15 protein-coding genes are annotated in these 16,785 nt (G+C 57.1%); 7 read left to right on the top strand and 8 right to left on the bottom strand.

Features of this window, described 5'->3' with window-relative positions; genetic code table 11:
• The 3 genes from SWE17_RS05015 to SWE17_RS05005 are packed head-to-tail and all read right to left on the bottom strand — an operon-like array spanning window position 1 to window position 3,186.
• A complete protein-coding gene (locus SWE17_RS05015) occupies window positions 1-1,599 on the bottom strand; it encodes a cryptochrome/deoxyribodipyrimidine photo-lyase family protein (RefSeq protein ID WP_322992014.1) in 1,599 nt (532 codons plus the stop codon).
• Window positions 1,596-2,162, bottom strand: a complete 567-nt coding sequence (locus SWE17_RS05010; RefSeq protein ID WP_322992013.1) for a hypothetical protein — start codon at window positions 2,160-2,162, stop codon at window positions 1,596-1,598. Before SWE17_RS05010 ends, SWE17_RS05015 begins: the two co-directional genes overlap by 4 nt.
• A 22-nt stretch (window positions 2,163-2,184) precedes the next feature.
• Window positions 2,185-3,186 (bottom strand): MerR family transcriptional regulator, encoded by a 1,002-nt coding sequence (locus SWE17_RS05005; RefSeq protein WP_322992012.1) that lies wholly within the window; start codon window positions 3,184-3,186, stop codon window positions 2,185-2,187.
• Between the two features lie 128 nt (window positions 3,187-3,314).
• Here SWE17_RS05005 and SWE17_RS05000 point away from each other — a divergent pair, with 128 nt between their 5' ends.
• The 6 genes from SWE17_RS05000 (at window position 3,315) to sixA (ending at window position 9,349) form a co-directional block, all read left to right on the top strand.
• The gene (locus tag SWE17_RS05000; RefSeq protein WP_322992011.1) at window positions 3,315-3,809 is read left to right on the top strand and encodes an Rrf2 family transcriptional regulator; all 495 of its coding nucleotides are present in this window, start codon (window positions 3,315-3,317) and stop codon (window positions 3,807-3,809) included.
• A gap of 172 nt (window positions 3,810-3,981) precedes the next feature.
• On the top strand, window positions 3,982-4,770 hold the full coding sequence (locus SWE17_RS04995) for a GNAT family N-acetyltransferase (RefSeq protein ID WP_416234978.1): 789 nt from the start codon (window positions 3,982-3,984) through the stop codon (window positions 4,768-4,770).
• Window positions 4,770-5,687 carry a UDP-2,3-diacylglucosamine diphosphatase gene (locus tag SWE17_RS04990; protein WP_322992009.1) on the top strand — a complete coding sequence of 306 codons (918 nt, stop codon included), beginning with the start codon at window positions 4,770-4,772 and terminating at the stop codon, window positions 5,685-5,687. Before SWE17_RS04995 ends, SWE17_RS04990 begins: the two co-directional genes overlap by 1 nt.
• Complete coding sequence (locus SWE17_RS04985; protein ID WP_322992008.1) at window positions 5,684-6,727, top strand: glycosyltransferase family 1 protein; 1,044 nt, start codon at window positions 5,684-5,686, stop codon at window positions 6,725-6,727. Before SWE17_RS04990 ends, SWE17_RS04985 begins: the two co-directional genes overlap by 4 nt.
• Before the next feature lie 70 nt (window positions 6,728-6,797).
• Entirely contained in the window at window positions 6,798-8,882 is a 2,085-nt protein-coding gene (gene ppk1 / locus SWE17_RS04980; protein WP_322992007.1) for a polyphosphate kinase 1, read from the top strand.
• A 5-nt stretch (window positions 8,883-8,887) separates the two neighbouring features.
• A complete protein-coding gene (gene sixA, locus SWE17_RS04975; RefSeq protein ID WP_322992006.1) occupies window positions 8,888-9,349 on the top strand; it encodes a phosphohistidine phosphatase SixA in 462 nt (153 codons plus the stop codon).
• 3 nt (window positions 9,350-9,352) lie between these two features.
• Here sixA and SWE17_RS04970 read toward each other — a convergent pair whose 3' ends face one another.
• From SWE17_RS04970 to SWE17_RS04950, 5 genes are all read right to left on the bottom strand, one after another.
• On the bottom strand, window positions 9,353-9,805 hold the full coding sequence (locus SWE17_RS04970) for a hypothetical protein (protein WP_322992005.1): 453 nt from the start codon (window positions 9,803-9,805) through the stop codon (window positions 9,353-9,355).
• Window positions 9,806-9,920: 115 nt separating this feature from the next.
• Complete coding sequence (gene ppx, locus SWE17_RS04965) at window positions 9,921-11,423, bottom strand: exopolyphosphatase (protein ID WP_322992004.1); 1,503 nt, start codon at window positions 11,421-11,423, stop codon at window positions 9,921-9,923.
• 129 nt (window positions 11,424-11,552) lie between these two features.
• Window positions 11,553-11,885: a helix-turn-helix domain-containing protein gene (locus tag SWE17_RS04960; protein ID WP_322992126.1), complete on the bottom strand. Its 333-nt coding sequence runs from the start codon at window positions 11,883-11,885 to the stop codon at window positions 11,553-11,555.
• A 23-nt stretch (window positions 11,886-11,908) separates the two neighbouring features.
• Window positions 11,909-13,159: an organoarsenical effux MFS transporter ArsJ gene (gene arsJ, locus SWE17_RS04955; protein WP_322992003.1), complete on the bottom strand. Its 1,251-nt coding sequence runs from the start codon at window positions 13,157-13,159 to the stop codon at window positions 11,909-11,911.
• Window position 13,160: 1 nt separating this feature from the next.
• A complete protein-coding gene (locus tag SWE17_RS04950; RefSeq protein WP_322992002.1) occupies window positions 13,161-14,204 on the bottom strand; it encodes an ArsJ-associated glyceraldehyde-3-phosphate dehydrogenase in 1,044 nt (347 codons plus the stop codon).
• A gap of 215 nt (window positions 14,205-14,419) precedes the next feature.
• On the opposite strand from SWE17_RS04950, the gene SWE17_RS04945 reads away from it, so the two are divergent.
• The gene (locus SWE17_RS04945) at window positions 14,420-16,645 is read left to right on the top strand and encodes a PhoX family protein (RefSeq protein ID WP_322992001.1); all 2,226 of its coding nucleotides are present in this window, start codon (window positions 14,420-14,422) and stop codon (window positions 16,643-16,645) included.
• The last annotated feature ends 140 nt before the right edge of the window (window positions 16,646-16,785 follow it).

Raw genomic sequence — 16,785 nt, 5'->3', positions numbered from 1 at the left:
TTAAAAATCAAAGCCCAGCTGCTTGCTGGGTGGGGTGTTGTCTGAAGAGGACTTGGCCGACTTTCGGCGGCCGCCCTTGGGGGTGTCACTGTCGCGGGTAAACACGTCACGTTGTGCGCCGCTGCCATGTTTGCGCGAAGCGTGTTTTTCGACAATGGCTTTTTTTCCTGCTTTCACACCCGGCTCGGCCCGACGGGCGTGTAGCGCGGCTTTGGCGGTGCGCGTCGCTTCGGCCAAGTCCACCACCGGCAAGGGAATGTCGGCATCAGGCCCGCTGCCCACCGTCAGGCCGCAATGGCGCTGCACCTCTGGCGGCATGAGCCAAGGCTCAAACAACCAGGTGTCGGGCACACGGCGCATGTGGGGCAGCCAGCGGCGCACAAAAATGCCTTTGGGGTCGTGGTCTTGCGCTTGTTTGATGGGGTTGTAAACCCGTGTGGTGTTGATGCCGGTGGTGCCCGACTGCATTTGCAGCTGGCTCCAGTGGATGCCGGGTTCGTAGTCCAGAAACTGCGTGGCCAGCCAATGGCCCACGGGCCGCCAATCGAGCCAAAGTGGGTAGGCCGCCACCGACACCAGCATGGCCCGCATGCGAAAGTTGAGCCAGCCGGTTTCATAAAGCATGACCACACAAGCGTCCACCATGGGCCAGCCGGTGCGTGCCGATGTGAGGGCTGCAAAGTGAGCATCATTCCAGCCGTCTTCGCGCAGGCTGTCATAACCCCGATGCATGTTGCGCCATTCGATCTCGGGCTCGCTTTCGAGCTTTTGGATGAAGTGGCAATGCCAATACAAACGGCTGATGAAGCCGATCAGACCGGCGCGGTGCCTGCTGGCTTGTGGGGGCAAGGCATCGAGCGCAGCGCGTGTGCTTTGCACCACCTCGCGCATGCTGATGCAGCCATAGGCCAGGTAGGTCGACAAGCGAGAACATGCCGTAGGCGAGGACAGTGGCGAAGAGATACCTCCGCGGTAACCCAGCGCTCGTGCATCCAAAAAACTGTGCAAGGTGTCGAGGGCGAGTCTGCGCCCACCCCGTTGACGCTCAGGCGGGTTGTGATGCAGACCGGGCGGCGGCGTCATGACCTCGGGACCTTGGCTCTGTGGGGGATTGAAAAATTGCAACGCGGGCAGCACCGCTAGCGGCGCGGCCATGTGCGCTTCCCAGCGGGCTTGCCAAGTGTTGCGGCTTTTGAGGCGGCGTACCACGCCAAATTGTGCAAACTCTGTCCAGCCCACACCCGTACTGCGGCACCACGTACCCACTTGCAGGTCGCGCTCGTAGGTGAAGGCGTTGCCGGTTTCTTCGTGTGCTACCAATTCGGCAAACGGCGCTTGCGCATGCAGGGCAGCCAGCACCTGAACCGCAGGCCCTACACGCACCTGCAAGCTGCCACCCAGAGCTTGAAGCTCGCGGTGCAGTTCGGTCAAAGATTCGCGCACAAACTCAAAGTGCTGCAAGGCCGCATCGGGCTGCGTCCAAAGACCGGGTTCGACGATGTACAGGCAAAGCACGGGTCCCCGTGCAGCAGCATGCGCAAGAGCCGCGTGGTCTTGCAAGCGCAGGTCGCGTTTGAACCATACAAGCCGGTAAGTCATGGACGGTCTGACGTTTTCAAATCCACGGGCCCCAACCCGCCTGGCCCTTGGCCGTAGCGGTTCAGGTCAATCGCAAAACAAGCCAAAAGGGTTTCTGGCAAATCAGGCGCTTGCTGCCGCAAGTAACGGCGCACGAAGTCAGCCGCATGCCAAGGCGCGGTAGAACCGCTCCAAACGGCGCTGTCCTGAATCTGCCATGCACCCGCCGACTGGCGCAGCACCACGATGCTGGGATTCAGCGTTTTGAAAGCCACTTCAGCCATGGCCCAGTCGTCTTGGGTTTGTACTTGTAACAGTTGTGCACCAAGGGAATCGGGCAGACTGTGTTGTTGGATGGTTCGCAGCAGCGCGCCCATGGCGGAGTCTGGTGCTTCATGTTGCTTCAGCGCAGGACACGGGGTGTGCCAACGGCGCCATTGCTCGGACGCCCACCCCCGTGCATCCACAACCCGGCCACTGACCTCGAGCAAAGTGCCGTGGTCATGGGGGACCCAGTTGATGTGGTTGTCCAAGACCAACAGGCCCAAAACGCCCAAAAGGGTGGCTGCAACGTGGCGTTTCATGGCGGACTTTGACGCACTTCTTTCAAGGCAGGTCTTGCAGAGAAATACCTTCGTGTGTCGCCACCATGCGCAAAGCGTCTTCAAATAACGCCCTGGCCCTGGCCGCCATGGTGTTCAGCTGAGCGTGCAATTCCTTGTCTTTGGGGCTTTGGTTCAGACAATCGCGGCTGTAGTCTTCAAACCGCCCCAGTTGACCGATGAGCTCTGCCACATGGCGAGGGCATTCGCACAGCACTTGGCTGGGAATATTCGCCACCCTTTGCAAAACAGCATCTGAAAATTGCCGCTCCGGAATGGGCAGGCTGTTGTCACCCCACGAACGGACATGTGGGACAGGGGCAGGTCGAGCGCTTTGGACAATCTCTGCCAAAGTTACATCATCAAGGGTGTTGCGGTGGACCAAGCACGAAGCATTGGACAAAGAGGTCAGGGCATTTTTCTGACCAAAACCGTAAAGCACAACCGTGAGTCTGACGCCGAGTTGTTGAGCGAGCGCCAGAATTTTTTGGGCCGCCTGATCATTCAAGCTGTTGACCGACACCATCAACACATCCAGAGGGGCCTTCAACTGCCAGTGGCTGGCCTCGTCCAGATCGACCGCGATCTGCTGGATGGGGAGCGGTTGGCCAGCTCTGAACGTTTGGAATCCCTCAGATTGGAGCCGTTCGGCCAGTGTGTGATCCACCACGCCCCATGCGCTTGTCGAAGGGTCAGACTTGGGTTTGGCAGACGTGATGCGGTGCTGAGCCGTGCGGCCTAGGTCAGCACTGGTTTGCAACAGTTGTTGCAGTTGCGCGTTGTCCAATCCAGCGATCAAGCGGATGCCGTGACCCTGCCCCGTCAGTGTTTTCAACAAAGCGGCCTTGTGCAAATCCTCGTCGTTGTAGAGCCGGTGTTGCCCCTGCGACGTAGCGGGTGAGAAGGCCTTGTAACGGGTCTGCCAAATGCGCAGCGTGGGTACAGGGACTCCGCTGATTTTGGAGACCGCCCCAATACGGTAAAGCGCGGGAGGAGTGGCGAGCATATTGGATTTTTGTTGATGTATTGAGTAGATATTTTAGATTAAATTTACGAAAAATTCAAATAAATTACATTTTGAGTGGATTAAACTTTCTGAAGTTATACAATAGCCACTCAACACAGGAGCACCCCATGATCTTGAAGAAAACAGCCAAAGCCGTCAACATCGCGGTTTTCATCACTTCTCGTTCGGCCGTGGAACCCGTGACCACCGAAGAAATTGCTTCAGGCTTAGGTTTGTCCTCTTCTTACACAGAGTCCATTCTGAAAGAGTTGCGCGAAGCGGGTTTGATTCGGGCACACCGCGGACCTGGTGGCGGCTACCAAATTCGCGGCAATCCTGAAGACATCACACTGTGGGACGTGGTCAAGCACTTTGAAGTGCAGCACAGTTTTGATGAGGTGTATGCAGACGACGCTCACCCCATGAAAGCCCTGGAGGCAGAGATTCAGCGTCACCTGCAACAGGCTTTGGCATCGCAAACCTTGGACGACGTGGCCATTCCCTTCATGCCCCGCGACGCTCGGGTGTCATCCATGCTTGGCCAGTTCCGCTTGAAACCACTGCCAGCACCGGTCATGCCCAAGGCACCGAACTCGGTGTTCCAGTTGAGCATGATGCTTTGATGCCTCTTAGCGACCTGCTTGCAATTTTCATCGTCACGGAAATTTAACGAAAAAGACTTTTTCATGTCACTGCCTTTTTGGATTATGAGCACATGGATTCCAAGGAGACCCGTCCGTGAAAGAGTTGACCCATCCAGTATTCGCCTTACCGCCAGTGAGTGCGACCAACCCCATGGGTTCATCCGGGCAACTCACCCCGGACGTTGAATTTTCTTCACGACCCGCGAAAAAAGCCGTTGTAGTCACTTGGGCTCGTCACCAAGACGAAGTTCGCGAAGCACAAAAACTCCGCTTTGAAGTTTTCGGTACCGAAATGGGTGCCCGCTTGTCCACCCTCGTGCCGGGTCACGACGTGGACCTGTTCGACGACTACTGTGAGCATTTGTTGGTCAAGCAGGCTGAGACGGGTCAAGTGATCGGTACCTACCGCGTGCTCACCCCAGCTCAGGCCAAGCGGGTGGGCAGCACCTACAGCGATACAGAGTTTGACTTGACACGCTTGCGCGACATGCGCAAGCGCATGGTCGAATTGGGCCGCAGCTGTGTGCACATTGATCACCGCCACGGTGGCGTGGTCATGGCCCTTTGGGGTGCTCTATTCGAGTTCATGGACCGCAACCGTTTAGACACCATGATTGGCTGCGCGAGCATTCCCATGCTGTACAACGGCGTCGTGAGTGGTGACGTGGCTGCCAGCATCTGGCATCAACTGCGACAGACCCACTTGGCAGACATTCAATACCATGTGCGCCCCCGGTTGCCTCTGCCGGTTGATGAGTTGGATCACGACCTGCCCATTGCCCCACCTGCACTGATTCGTGGGTATTTGAAACTGGGTGCCAAAGTCCTGGGTGCACCAGCTTGGGATCCAGACTTCAACACGGCCGACTTGCCGATGATGATGAGAACCGCAGATTTGCCAGCGCGTTACCGCAAGCATTTTTTCCCGGACACGCAGTGATGGCCTCGCTCAGTCCATTACCCCAGCAAATGCTCCTGAAAACGCCTTTGGCCAGTTTGCCCGAAGCATTTTTGGGGGCATCCTTGTCCAGTGGGCAGGATCCAGCATCGCACGACGATGACGATGTCCCATCCGGCCAGCAAAGGTTGCGAGCCATTTTTATTTCAGACCTGCACATCGGTACGCCAGGGTTTCAGGCGGAGGCCTTGCTCGATTTTTTGAAGCACCACCCGAGCGATGTGCTGTATTTGGTGGGCGACATCGTGGATGGCTGGCAGCTGCGCAGGCGTTGGTTTTGGCCGCAAAGTCACAACGATGTGGTGCAAAAATTGTTGCGCCGCGCCCGCAAAGGTTGCCGTGTGATTTACGTCCCGGGCAACCACGATGAGTTTGCGCGGCACTTTGTCGGTCATGCTTTCGGAGGCGTGGAGGTCGAGCATGACATTACCCACATCACTGCCACAGGTATGAAACTCTGGGTGATCCATGGCGATCATTTCGATGGCGTGATCCAGTGTGCCAAGTGGTTGGCCTATGTGGGCGATTGGTTGTACGAGTTGACCTTGCGGCTCAATCGACACCTGAACAGTTTCAGGGCACGCATCGGACTTGAATACTGGTCTTTGTCGGCATATCTCAAGTTGAAAGTTAAAAAAGCGGTGAATTTCATCAGCGACTTCGAAGTCGCCGTGGCCCATGAGGCCAAGCGCCGAGGCTTTGATGGCGTGGTCTGCGGACACATTCACCATGCTGAAATCAGGGATGTGAACGGCACCTTGTATTGCAATGATGGCGATTGGGTCGAAAGTCGAACCGCATTGGTTGAACACTTGGATGGTCGTCTGGAAATCATCTATTGGGGCGCACAGGCGTCTGTCATGAGCCAGGCGCCTGCTGTCGAGGCGGTGGCAGCATGAGGCTGGCACTGATCACCGACGCCTGGCACCCACAAATCAATGGCGTGGTGACCACGCTGCATGAACTGGTGGAGGCTTTAGGCCCAATGGGTGTGCAGGTCAGTGTGTTTCATCCTGGGCAATTCAAAAACCGACCATGCCCCGGATATGCGGGCATTGACTTGGCGGTTCGCCCTTACAAAGCCTTGGCGGCCATGTTGGACGCCTTGCAGCCTGATGCGGTCCACATTGCCACCGAAGGCCCCCTGGGCTGGGCAGCCCGCAAGCATTGCCTGAAAAGGGGTTGGAAATTCACCACGGCTTTTCACACCAAGTTTCCTGAAATATTGAAAGCCGCACTTCGCATCCCTTTGTTTGTGGGGTACGGCATGTTTCGATATTTCCATCGGCCTTCCTCCGGTGTGATGGTGCCCACACACGGCGTGCTCGACATGCTGAAAAGTCGAGGCTTTCAAACACTCAAGCCATGGACGCACGGCGTCGACCTGAGTTTGTTCGAACACCACGCACAACCCCTGGACATCCCTGAACTCCAAGGCTATGCGCGCCCATACGCCTTGTACGTTGGCCGTGTGTCTTACGAAAAAAACATCGATGCCTATTTGGACCTGAAATTACCCGGCACTCAGATTGTTTGTGGTGTGGGGCCTTTAGAAGAGCAACTCAAGTCGCGTTACCTGAACGTGGTGTGGATGGGTGTGCTGCCTCGTCACAAGTTGGCCAAGGTCTACGCCGCTGCCGATGTGTTCGTGTTCCCATCGCGCAATGAAACATTTGGATTGGTCATGCTCGAAGCCATGGCGTGTGGCACGCCGGTGGCTGCTTTCCCGGTCGATGGTCCCTTGCAAGTGTTGGGAGCGACCGATGGCAAAGTGCAGGGCGGTGTGCTTTCTGAAGACCTGAAGACAGCTGTTGATGGGTGTCAACAGGTGAGCCGGTCTGAAGCAAGACAAAGAGCCGAAGCTTTTGGTTGGCCCAAGACGGTCGAACTGTTTGTGAATAACCTGGTTTCTATCTCTGAAGATAAGTCTGTACGCTGATTCACTGTAATGTCATCAATTTGACATAAGCGATTTCTAGAATGGATTTTCGATTCATTCATACTGAGCAATGGCTCATTCAAAAGACGTGACAACATCCCAAAACAACCAGACCGTGCTGCTTGATCGAGATCTGAGCATCTTGGCATTCAACGAGCGTGTGCTGGATTGGGCGCACCGTCCGGAAGTGCCCGTCTTGGAACGTTTGCGCTATTTGTGCATTGTTTCCTCCAATTTGGACGAGTTTTTTGAAGTGCGTGCCGAGCCCCATGTGATGGGCAGTTTGCAGGGCATCAAATCAGGTCCGTATACCGAAGCATCTTTGTCTGCGTTGGCAGACAGAACCAACGCCATGATTGCGCGGCAATATGCCTTGTACAACGATGAACTGCTGCCCACCTTGCAGCGCAACGGCTACCGAATCCTGTCGCACAACGAGCGCAATTCCGCCCAGCGACAGTGGGTCCGCAGTTACTTTCAGCGCGAGGTCCAGCCCTTGCTGGTGCCTGTGGGGCTGGACCCCGCCCACCCATTTCCCCAGGTGGCCAACAAGTCATTGAACTTCATCGTGCAACTGTCTGGCAAAGACGCGTTTGGTCGCTCGAACGAAATTGCGATTGTCAAAGTCCCTCGCGTGTTGCCACGTTTGATCCCATTGCCAGCACGTGTCTGCGATGGCACCACCGCTTTTGTGCTGCTCTCCAGTGTCATCCGGGCCCATCTCGCTGAGCTGTTTCCGGGGCGTGAAGTGGGCCACTTTTCTCAATTCCGGGTCACGCGAAATTCAGACTTGGCGGTCGACGAAGACGAGATCGCCAACTTGCGCATGGCCTTGCGACAAGGCTTGGAGCACCGCAATTACGGTCAAGCGGTTCGCCTAGAGGTCTCGGCCAACTGCGCGCCCAAATTGGCCGAATTCCTGCGCAAAGAATTCCAACTGCCCGAATCGTCGGTGTTCAGGGTCAACGGCCCCGTCAATTTGGTGCGCCTGATGCAACTGATTGATCTGGTGAATGCCCCCGAGTTGCTTTTCCCACCTTACAAAGCCAGCTTCCCCGCACAACTGCCGCAACACGGATCAATTTTCAACCGCCTCAAAGCCGGCGACGTGATGATTCACCAGCCCTTTGAGACCTTCGATGGTGTGCTGGCCTTTTTGCGTGAAGCGGTCATGGACCCCAACGTCTTGGCCATCAAGCAAACCATTTACCGTGCAGGCAGTGATCCGACCATGATGGATTTGCTCCGAGAAGCGGTGCGCCGAGGCAAAGAAGTCACCGCCGTGGTGGAGCTCAAGGCACGATTCGACGAAGAGGCCAACATCAACTGGGCTGAGAAGCTTGAATCGATCGGCGTGCAAGTGGTTTATGGCATTGTGGGCCTCAAAACCCACGCCAAAATGTTGTTGATCACCCGTCGCGAGGGCCGCACCCTCAAGCGTTACGGCCATTTGTCAACCGGCAACTACAACCGCCGCACGGCCTCTTTGTACACCGACATCAGCTACCTCACGGCGGATCCCTTGATCACAGCCGATATGGACCAGCTGTTCAGCCATTTGGCCAGCCAAAGTCGTCTGCCCAAAATGAAACGCTTGCTGGTGGCCCCATTCCATTTGCATGCGGACATGATTCAGCGCATTGCTGCCGCGGGTGATGCCGCCTCTCGTGGCTTGCTCGGTCGGATCGTCATCAAGATGAATGCCTTGACCGACGTCCCTTTGATTGAAGCGCTTTTGAAGGCAGGCCAACAAGGTGCCAAGATCGATTTGATCGTGCGCGGTGCTTGCATGCTGCCTGCCCGTGTGGCGGGCTTGAGTGAGAACATCCGCGTGCGCTCGGTCATCGGACGCTTTTTAGAGCACTCCCGTGTGTTTTATTTTTGCGCAGGCCAAGATGAATCGCTCTACCTGTCGAGTGCTGACTGGATGAGCCGCAACATGATGCGCAGGATTGAGTTGGCGTGGCCTGTGAACGACCCTTTCTTGCGCCAGCGCATCATCGACGAATGTTTGATCGCCTACCTGCACGACCGTCGCGACGCTTGGGATTTGGCCTCTGACGGCCAATACCACCGCGTGGATTTGACCGGTCCTGGCCATGGCGCACAAAACGCGTTGATGCAACGCTACAGTGCTTCACCCCACAAGGACTGAACGCCATGGACCTGATTGTTTGGCGACATGCCGAAGCCTTCGAGGCTGAACCCGGCGAGGACGACATGAACAGGGTGTTGACCTCGCGCGGCAAAAAGCAAGCTGAGCGCATGGCGGTTTGGCTGGAAAGCCAATTGCCGCAAGGAACACGCATTCTCAGCAGCCCTGCGGTCAGGGCTGAGCAAACAGTGCGGGCATTGGGGCGCAAATACAAAGTGCGTGATGCTTTGTCACCGGGCGCTTCAGTGAGCGATGTTTTGGAAACAGCCGGTTGGCCTGATGCCAAATACCCCGTATTGGTGGTGGGCCATCAACCCACATTGGGTGCGCTCATGGCCCAACTGTTGGGCATGTCAGAACCAGCTTGCAGCATCCGCAAGGGGGCTGTGTGGTGGGTGCGCAGACGAAACCGGGAAGGGCAAGGCCAAACTTTGCTGCAGGCCGTGCTCTGCCCCGATCGTCTCTGACCCTCAGGACTTGGCAGGACGCCCCGTCTTGATGGTGGGCACGCTGGCCAAGGCTTTCTTAAAGGCGGCATCGTTCATGCTGGTCAGCGCTTGCAGGCCAGCACGGATCAATTCGCTCTTCTTGATTTCCACGCCCAAAGTCAGCGCACGCTTTTTGGACTCTCCGATTTGCAGAAGTTCACTCTTGGGGATGGTGAAACTGTCGCGCACCACTTTGACTTTTTTGTCTTTCAAAGGCTTCGCTGGGCTGGAGGCGGGCTTGGGTGCAGTGGTTTTTGCTTTGACAGGCGCAGTTGCAGGCGCTGTGGCCGGTTTATTGGTTTTGGCGGGTGCTGCTGCTTTTTGAGGGGCTTTGCGCACAGCTTTGCTGGGCGTAGCTGGGCTCGCGGCTTTGCGTGGAGCGGATTTTTTGGTCGGTGTGGTGACGTTGGCGTTTGCGGGGGTAGGGGTGTTCATAAAAAATAACTCATGAAATTAACGGTGCATACAGTTTATACAGTTGTACCGTTTTTGGCAAGCACCTTGTGCTCCAACGTCCACCCAGCCTTCACAGGCGCCACCGCGCGGACTTTTAATCCGTTAGAACTTGCAAGTCCCAGTCTGTTTTGAACCAGGCGTTCTTCTCTTCACGCAGAAGGTGCGCCGATTGAGGCCACAGTTCAGCCCAGTCCGCCTGAATGCTCAACTGCGTGTTGCGACGATGCTGATCGCACACCAAGCTCAGGCCTGACAGGTCAGGATCTCGGCGGGCATGGCACAAAATGACCGCGATGCGCAGCGACATGAGTTGCAACACAAAGCTGGCGTCTTCGAGTTCAGATTCCAGTTTGCGCAGCTTGCCACGGTGCCCCAAGACCAATTGGCTCAGGCGGTGCAACTCATCCATCGTGAAACCTTGCAAGTCGGTGTTGTCCAGGATGTAGGCACCATGCTTGTGGTAATCGCTGTGAGAAATGCGCATGCCAATCTCGTGCAATTGGCAAGCCCAATGGAGCTTTTGCAAATACCGCTGACGTTCTGAAACGGGGGTGTCCGTGGTTTCAGGAATCAGCGTTTGCAACAGCTGTTGGGCGGTTCGGGAAACGCGCTCAGCCTGCAATTTGTCTGTGCCAAACCGCTGCGCCAAGGAGTCCACCATGGACGAGCGCACATCGTGCATGCCTTCGCGGTCAATGAGGTCAAACAACGCGCCGTGGCGCAGCGCACCTTGTGCCACATGCATTTCGTCAATTTGCAGCAAGTCAAACACCGCCTGCAAGACGGCCAAACCGCCACCAATGACGGGTTTGCGGTCTTCCTTGACACCATCGAGGCGCAGGTTGTCTGGCTTTTGCGACTTGAGCAAACGGTCTTTCAGCCAGGCCAAGCCCTCCCGACTGATCAAACCTTCCTGCCAGCCTGCAGCGGTCAACACATCGGACACGGCACCCACAGTGCCAGAGGAGCCGTAGCACTTTTCCCAATGTTGTCTGTTGAACAACAACTGGGCTTCGTCCAGCACCGCTTTGGCCGCAATCTCAGCGGCTTTGAAAGCAGAGGGCGTCCACAAACCGTCTTGGAAATACTTCATGGACCATCCCACACTTCCCACCCTGTAGGACTCCAAGGTGGTGGCGTTTTCATGCCGGCCCAAAATCATCTCGGTCGAACGACCACCAATGTCCACCACCAAGCGTCGCTCATCGGACTGGGGCAACAGGTGGGAGACGCCCAAATAAATTAGTCGCGCTTCTTCGCGTCCCGCAATCACCTCGATGGGGAAACCCAGCATGCGTTTGGCTTTGGCCAGAAACTCGTCGCGGTTGCGTGCTTCGCGAAGCGTTTGGGTGGCCACTGCGCGCACTTGGTTGGGCTTGAAGCCGGAAATCCGTTCGCCAAAGCGGGCCAAACATTCCCAGCCCCGCGTCATCGCATCTTCGGTCAGGTTGCGCTCAGCATCCAGGCCATTGCCTTGCCGCACGGTTTCTTTGATGTACTCCACCCGACGCAATTGACCAGCATCCATCTGACCAATCTCCAGCCTGAAACTGTTCGAACCCAGGTCGATGGCGGCGTAAAGAGACTTGGTTTGCATGCAGTGGGACCAGCGTTGACAGATAAAGGTCGGATTATGTGACGGAATTATGAAGGCCTAATGACAGGATAGGCTGTTCCCCGTTGTTCCAACTCACCTTTGTCGATGGCCAGTTCGGGTGATGGGTGGTCAGCAATTGCCGGATTCGCAATTCAAATTGATGGGGTCGCAGCATGGCACCCCTTGGCAGCAATGGGCGGTCAAAAAATCCATCAGGCTTTGCATGGCGGCCAAATCGGCGCGGTAGCGCAAAAAGCGGCCTTCGCGTTGCACGCTGACCAAGGCCGCGTGGTGCAATTCTTTGAGGTGAAACGACAGCGTGTTGGCTGGAATGTCCAGTGCCGTTGACAGCTGTCCGGGCTGAATGCCCTCGGGGCCCGTGCCCACGATGGCGCGAAACACTTTCAGGCGCGAGGCTTGCGACAAAGCCGCCAAGGCCTTCACAGCCACGTCTTCGTCCATGACGCTGAAAAGAGAAATGGGGTTCATGGTGTGGCCTCTTTGGCAGGTGTGTGGGTGAGCAAACCCTTGGGCAATCTCAGCGTGGCCAACCAGCACAAAAGCAGCATCAAAGCCGAGCCCAAAAGCGCAAACATCAACCCGCCCCATTGGTAAAGCAGGCCCGACAACAGCGTGCCCATGAATCGGCCCAACGCATTGGCGGCGTAATAAAAGCCCACGTCTTCGGCCGCTTTTTCAGAGCCTGCATAGGCCAGCACCAAATAACTGTGCACCGACGAATTGATGGCAAAGGCAAAGCCGAACAAACTCAGGCCCCCCACCACCCACCACTGCAGCTGCGGCGCTTGCAGCCACATGGCCGCAGCAATGCCCAGCGGAATGAGCATGAGCACCGCCGACCACCAACGGGCGGCAGGCACTTCGCGGCTCAGTCCATCGGCGCTGCGGCGAACGATCTGTGGTGCCAGCGCTTGCACCAGGCCGTAACCAATCGTCCAAGCCGCCAAAAAACCGCCCACCATGGTGAAGGTCCAGCCCACCGAGTAGAGGAACACCGGCACACCCACCACAAACCACACATCACGGGCCCCAAACAAGGCCACGCGGGCTGCGGCCAGCGCGTTGATGCCTGCGTTTTTGGCGAACAACTCTTTGGCCGAGCCCGATGGTTTGCTCTTGCCCATCATGGGCGGCAAGCTGCTCACCACACCCAGCAGCACCAAACCGAGCAGGCCCGACATGGCCCACAGCGAACCCTGAAACCCCAGCGTTTCTAAAAGCAAACCACCCAGAAAAAAGCCAAAGCCTTTCATGGCGTTTTTGCTGCCCGTGAACCAGGCCACCCACTTGAACAGCTGGCCGTTTCCTTGGTCTTTGGCTTGCGCCTGCGTGATCTTGATGGCCGATTTGCTGGCGGTCTTGGTCAGGTCTTTGGCCACCCCGCAAACGCCTTGCGCCAGCACCACCCAGGCCACCGACATGGTCGCTGTCCATTCCGGTTGCAAGGCCGAGAGCAAGCCAAAGCCGATGATCTGTGTGACCAGGCCCACGGTGAGCATGCGGGCAATGCCAAAGCGCGTGGCCAACCAGCCGCCGATCAGATTGGCCAACACGCCTGCGCCTTCGTATAGCAAAAACAAAAAGGCTAGCGTGAAGGGCGAGTAACCCAGCTTGTAAAAGTGCAGCAGCACCAACATGCGCAATGCGCCGTCGGTCAGGGTGAAGCCCCAATAGGCTGCGGTGACGATGCCGTAGTGGCGCTCAGCAGCGTTCATCTCAGATACCGACTTCGTTCATGTGGCAGGCCAAATCGACCATGCGGCAGGCGTAACCCATCTCGTTGTCGTACCAAGCGTAAATTTTCAGCAGCGTGCCGTCGGTCACCATGGTGGACAGACCATCCACGATGGCGCTGCGCGTGTCGCGGGCGTAATCCACGCTGACCAAGGGGCGGGGCTCGTAACCCAAGATGCCCGCCAATGGGCCTTGGGCCGCAGCGGCAAACAAGGCGTTGACTTCTTCGGCGCTGGTCTCGCGCTTCATCTCAAACACGCAGTCGGTGAGCGAAGCGTTGAGCACCGGGGCGCGCACCGCGTGGCCATTGAGCTTGCCCTTGAGTTCGGGGTAAATCAAAGCGATGGCCGTGGCGCTGCCGGTGGTGGTGGGGGCCAGGCTCATCATGGCGCTGCGTGCGCGGCGCAGGTCTTTGTGCGGCGCGTCCACCACCAAGTTGGTGTTGGTCGGGTCGTGGATCGTGGTGATCTGGCCATGCTTGATGCCAATGGCCTCGTGCACGACTTTGACCACCGGGGCCAGGCAGTTGGTGGTGCAGGACGCGGCGGTGACGATGCGGTCTTTGGCCGGGTTGTACAGCGTGTGGTTGATGCCCACCACGATGTTCAGCACGTCACCCACCTTGACGGGGGCCGCCACGATCACGCGCTTGGCGCCACGGTCCAGGTGGCCTTGAATCGTTTCGGGCGTCAAAAATTTACCCGTGCATTCGAGCACCAGGTCCACACCCAAGTCGCCCCACGGGATGTCGGCCGGGTTGGCGTGCGAAGAAAAGCCTAGGGTGCGCTCACCGATGCGGATCTGGCTGTCGCCCTCCGCTTCGATGTGCTCGCGCCATTTGCCCTGCACGCTGTCAAAAGCCAGCAAATGGGCGGTGGCCGCAGCGCCGCCTTTGAGTTCGTTCAGGTGCACCACCTCCAGGCGGTTGCCTGCGCGGGGGTCGTCCGATTGGCGCTCTGCAGCGCCCATGGCTGCACGCAAGGCCAAACGGCCGATGCGGCCCATACCGTTGATGCCAACTTTCATGTTCTATCTTTCGATGGTTCTGGAAATATCAATGTGCGAACTTTGCCATGTCTGTGTGACAAAAAAATGACAAACCATGGATGCTCGCGGAATGATCATGAAAGCCAGAAACATTTCTGACATTGGTCTTAGAGCGGCACTAGTTGGGCAGTGGCTGATTTGACATCAAACAGTCACAAAAAAACACTTCAATAGGTGTTTTAAAAGGAGTTCCCATGTCCCACCACGACCATGATCCCGTTTTCAACACATCCGGCAATCCCCACTTTCAAGATGTCTTGGCCCAATCTCTGCAAAACCCCGCTCGCCGCGGTTTGTTGCGCGGTGGTCTGGGTTTGGCAGGTCTGGCCATGCTGCCAGGATGCGCCAGCTTGACGTCGGGCATGGCGGCTTCGCCATCTGCTTTGGGTTTCCCATCTGTCGAAAAGAGTCTGTTCGACAACGTGATGCTGCCGCCTGGTTACCAGTACAGCGTCTTGCACGCCACAGGCGATGCGCTCGATTCAGCCTTGGCCGCCTACTCGAACAAAGGCACAGAAGCCGACGACTGGTCGCGCCGCGTGGGCGATCACCACGATGGCATGGACATTTATTACATCGACGCCAACGGCCGCTACTCCGACAAAGAAACAGGTCGTGCCGTGCTGTGTGTCAACCACGAAAGCTCGGCCGACGCGCATTTCATGCACCCCAACGGCCAGACATCCAATGGCGTGAGTGGTAAGAAATTTGACCAATTCGGCGCTTGGGACTTGGGCACACGCCCCGAGTTGGAAGTGCTCAAGGAAATCAACCACCACGGCATTTCGGTGGTGGAAATTGTCAAAACCCCACAAGGCTGGCGCATCAAGCAGGACTCGCCTTTGAACCGCCGCTTCACGGCCCAAACACCCGCACGCATCAGCGGCCCGCGCGCTGAGATCGACAACATCCGTAACTTCATGGTGACCCGTTGGGACACCGCTGGTGGCATGTCGCGCGGCACATTGAACAACTGTGGTCACGGCAAAACCCCATGGGGCACTTATTTGGGTTGCGAAGAAAACTGGGCGTTTTATTTCCAGACCACTGGCGCAGGCGCAGCTTTGCCCGCCAAAGACGTGGCGGCTCGTCGCCGTTACGGCGTCGCCGCTGCAGCACCTGCTGCCGGAGTGCAAAAAGCCGTCAGCCAAGGCTGGCACACCGTCTCGGCCACAGACGACCGTTTTGCCCGTTGGAACTTGGCCGCAGTAGGTGCCAACGCTGATAGAGACTTCCGCAACGAAGCCAACACCTTCGGCTACAACTTTGAGATCGATCCGCTGGCTCCCAACGCCACGCCAGCCAAGCGTGTGGCCATGGGTCGTTTCGCGCACGAAGCCGCCGTTTGCGGCGTGCCCAAAGCGGGTGAGCCTTTGGCTTTTTACATGGGCTGCGACTCGCGCAACGAATACATCTACAAGTTTGTGAGCACCGCCGTCTGGGACCCCCGCGATGTGGGTGGCGGCATGTTGGCCGGCGACAAGTACCTGAGCGAAGGCAAGCTTTACGCTGCCCGTTTTGACGCCACAGGCCAAGGCGAATGGTTGGAGTTGACCATCACAGACCCCCGTGTGGCCAATTTCAGTGCTTACAAATTCGCCAACCAAGGCGATGTGTTGGTCAACGCCCGCTTGGCCGCCGATGCTGTTGGCGCTACCAAGATGGACCGTCCGGAATGGGGTGCTGTCAACCACCGCAATGGCGAAATCTATTTCGCATTGACCAACAACAGCGCTGCTAACCGCACACCCACCAAAGTGGATGCCGCCAACCCACGCGCCTACATGGACATGGATGGCAACAAAGGCATGGGCAACCCCAATGGGCATATCATCCGATTCAAAGAAGCAGACAACAAGTCAACCGCCAAAGCCTTTGCTTGGGACATTTTCTTGTTTGGCGCAGAAGAAGATGCGGGCGACGCCAATGTGTCCGGACTCACGGCCAAGAATTCGTTCTCATCACCAGACGGCTTGTGGTTCAGCAAGGCCACCGGCATTTGCTGGATCCAGACCGACGACGGCGCTTTCACCGACGAGACCAATTGCATGATGCTGGCCGCCATTCCGGGTCAAGTGGGCGATGGTGGCAAAGTCAAGGTCAATAACAAAATGGTGGTGGGTGGCGTGGAGCAAACGGGCACTCAAGAGACCTTTGTGGGTGCGGCTTTGGGAGAAGCCAAACTTCGCCGCTTTTTGGTAGCCCCCAAGGGCGCAGAAGTCACCGGCATCACCGAAACCACCGATGGCCGCACCTTGTTTGTCAACATCCAGCACCCAGGTGAACTGTCTCAGCCCTTGTCTTCGGGTCAAGCACCCCAAAGCATGTGGCCAGGCAACCAGGGTTATGGCCCAGCCGGTCGCCCTCGTTCGGCCACGATCGTGATCACCCGCACAGATGGTGGTGTGATCGGTCTGTAACTGTTTTTGTCATGAATTGCCAAGGTTTTAAGGTGACGAAGAACGCCCATGAACCTTGTCTTGAAACAACATGGCAGTATGGATGACATCAAATTGTCATAATTCGCCATTAGAGTTGAACGAGTTTCTGCGGTGACAGA

Source organism: Limnohabitans sp. (assembly GCF_034680285.1).
Taxonomy (GTDB): domain Bacteria; phylum Pseudomonadota; class Gammaproteobacteria; order Burkholderiales; family Burkholderiaceae_C; genus Limnohabitans_A.
Note: the sequence above shows the minus strand (reverse complement) of the source record. Positions and strands in the feature narration are given on the sequence as shown.

Coding starts and splice junctions, on each gene's coding strand:
- SWE17_RS04960 (WP_322992126.1), bottom strand. CDS start 11,885: ATGGACGAAGACGTGGCTGTGAAGGCCTTGGCGGCTTTGTCGCAAGCC.
- SWE17_RS05005 (WP_322992012.1), bottom strand. CDS start 3,186: ATGCTCGCCACTCCTCCCGCGCTTTACCGTATTGGGGCGGTCTCCAAA.
- SWE17_RS05000 (WP_322992011.1), top strand. CDS start 3,315: ATGATCTTGAAGAAAACAGCCAAAGCCGTCAACATCGCGGTTTTCATC.
- SWE17_RS04970 (WP_322992005.1), bottom strand. CDS start 9,805: ATGAACACCCCTACCCCCGCAAACGCCAACGTCACCACACCGACCAAA.
- SWE17_RS04990 (WP_322992009.1), top strand. CDS start 4,770: ATGGCCTCGCTCAGTCCATTACCCCAGCAAATGCTCCTGAAAACGCCT.
- SWE17_RS04985 (WP_322992008.1), top strand. CDS start 5,684: ATGAGGCTGGCACTGATCACCGACGCCTGGCACCCACAAATCAATGGC.
- sixA (WP_322992006.1), top strand. CDS start 8,888: ATGGACCTGATTGTTTGGCGACATGCCGAAGCCTTCGAGGCTGAACCC.
- SWE17_RS05010 (WP_322992013.1), bottom strand. CDS start 2,162: ATGAAACGCCACGTTGCAGCCACCCTTTTGGGCGTTTTGGGCCTGTTG.
- ppk1 (WP_322992007.1), top strand. CDS start 6,798: ATGGCTCATTCAAAAGACGTGACAACATCCCAAAACAACCAGACCGTG.
- SWE17_RS04945 (WP_322992001.1), top strand. CDS start 14,420: ATGTCCCACCACGACCATGATCCCGTTTTCAACACATCCGGCAATCCC.
- arsJ (WP_322992003.1), bottom strand. CDS start 13,159: ATGAACGCTGCTGAGCGCCACTACGGCATCGTCACCGCAGCCTATTGG.
- ppx (WP_322992004.1), bottom strand. CDS start 11,423: ATGCAAACCAAGTCTCTTTACGCCGCCATCGACCTGGGTTCGAACAGT.
- SWE17_RS05015 (WP_322992014.1), bottom strand. CDS start 1,599: ATGACTTACCGGCTTGTATGGTTCAAACGCGACCTGCGCTTGCAAGAC.
- SWE17_RS04950 (WP_322992002.1), bottom strand. CDS start 14,204: ATGAAAGTTGGCATCAACGGTATGGGCCGCATCGGCCGTTTGGCCTTG.
- SWE17_RS04995 (WP_416234978.1), top strand. CDS start 3,982: ATGGGTTCATCCGGGCAACTCACCCCGGACGTTGAATTTTCTTCACGA.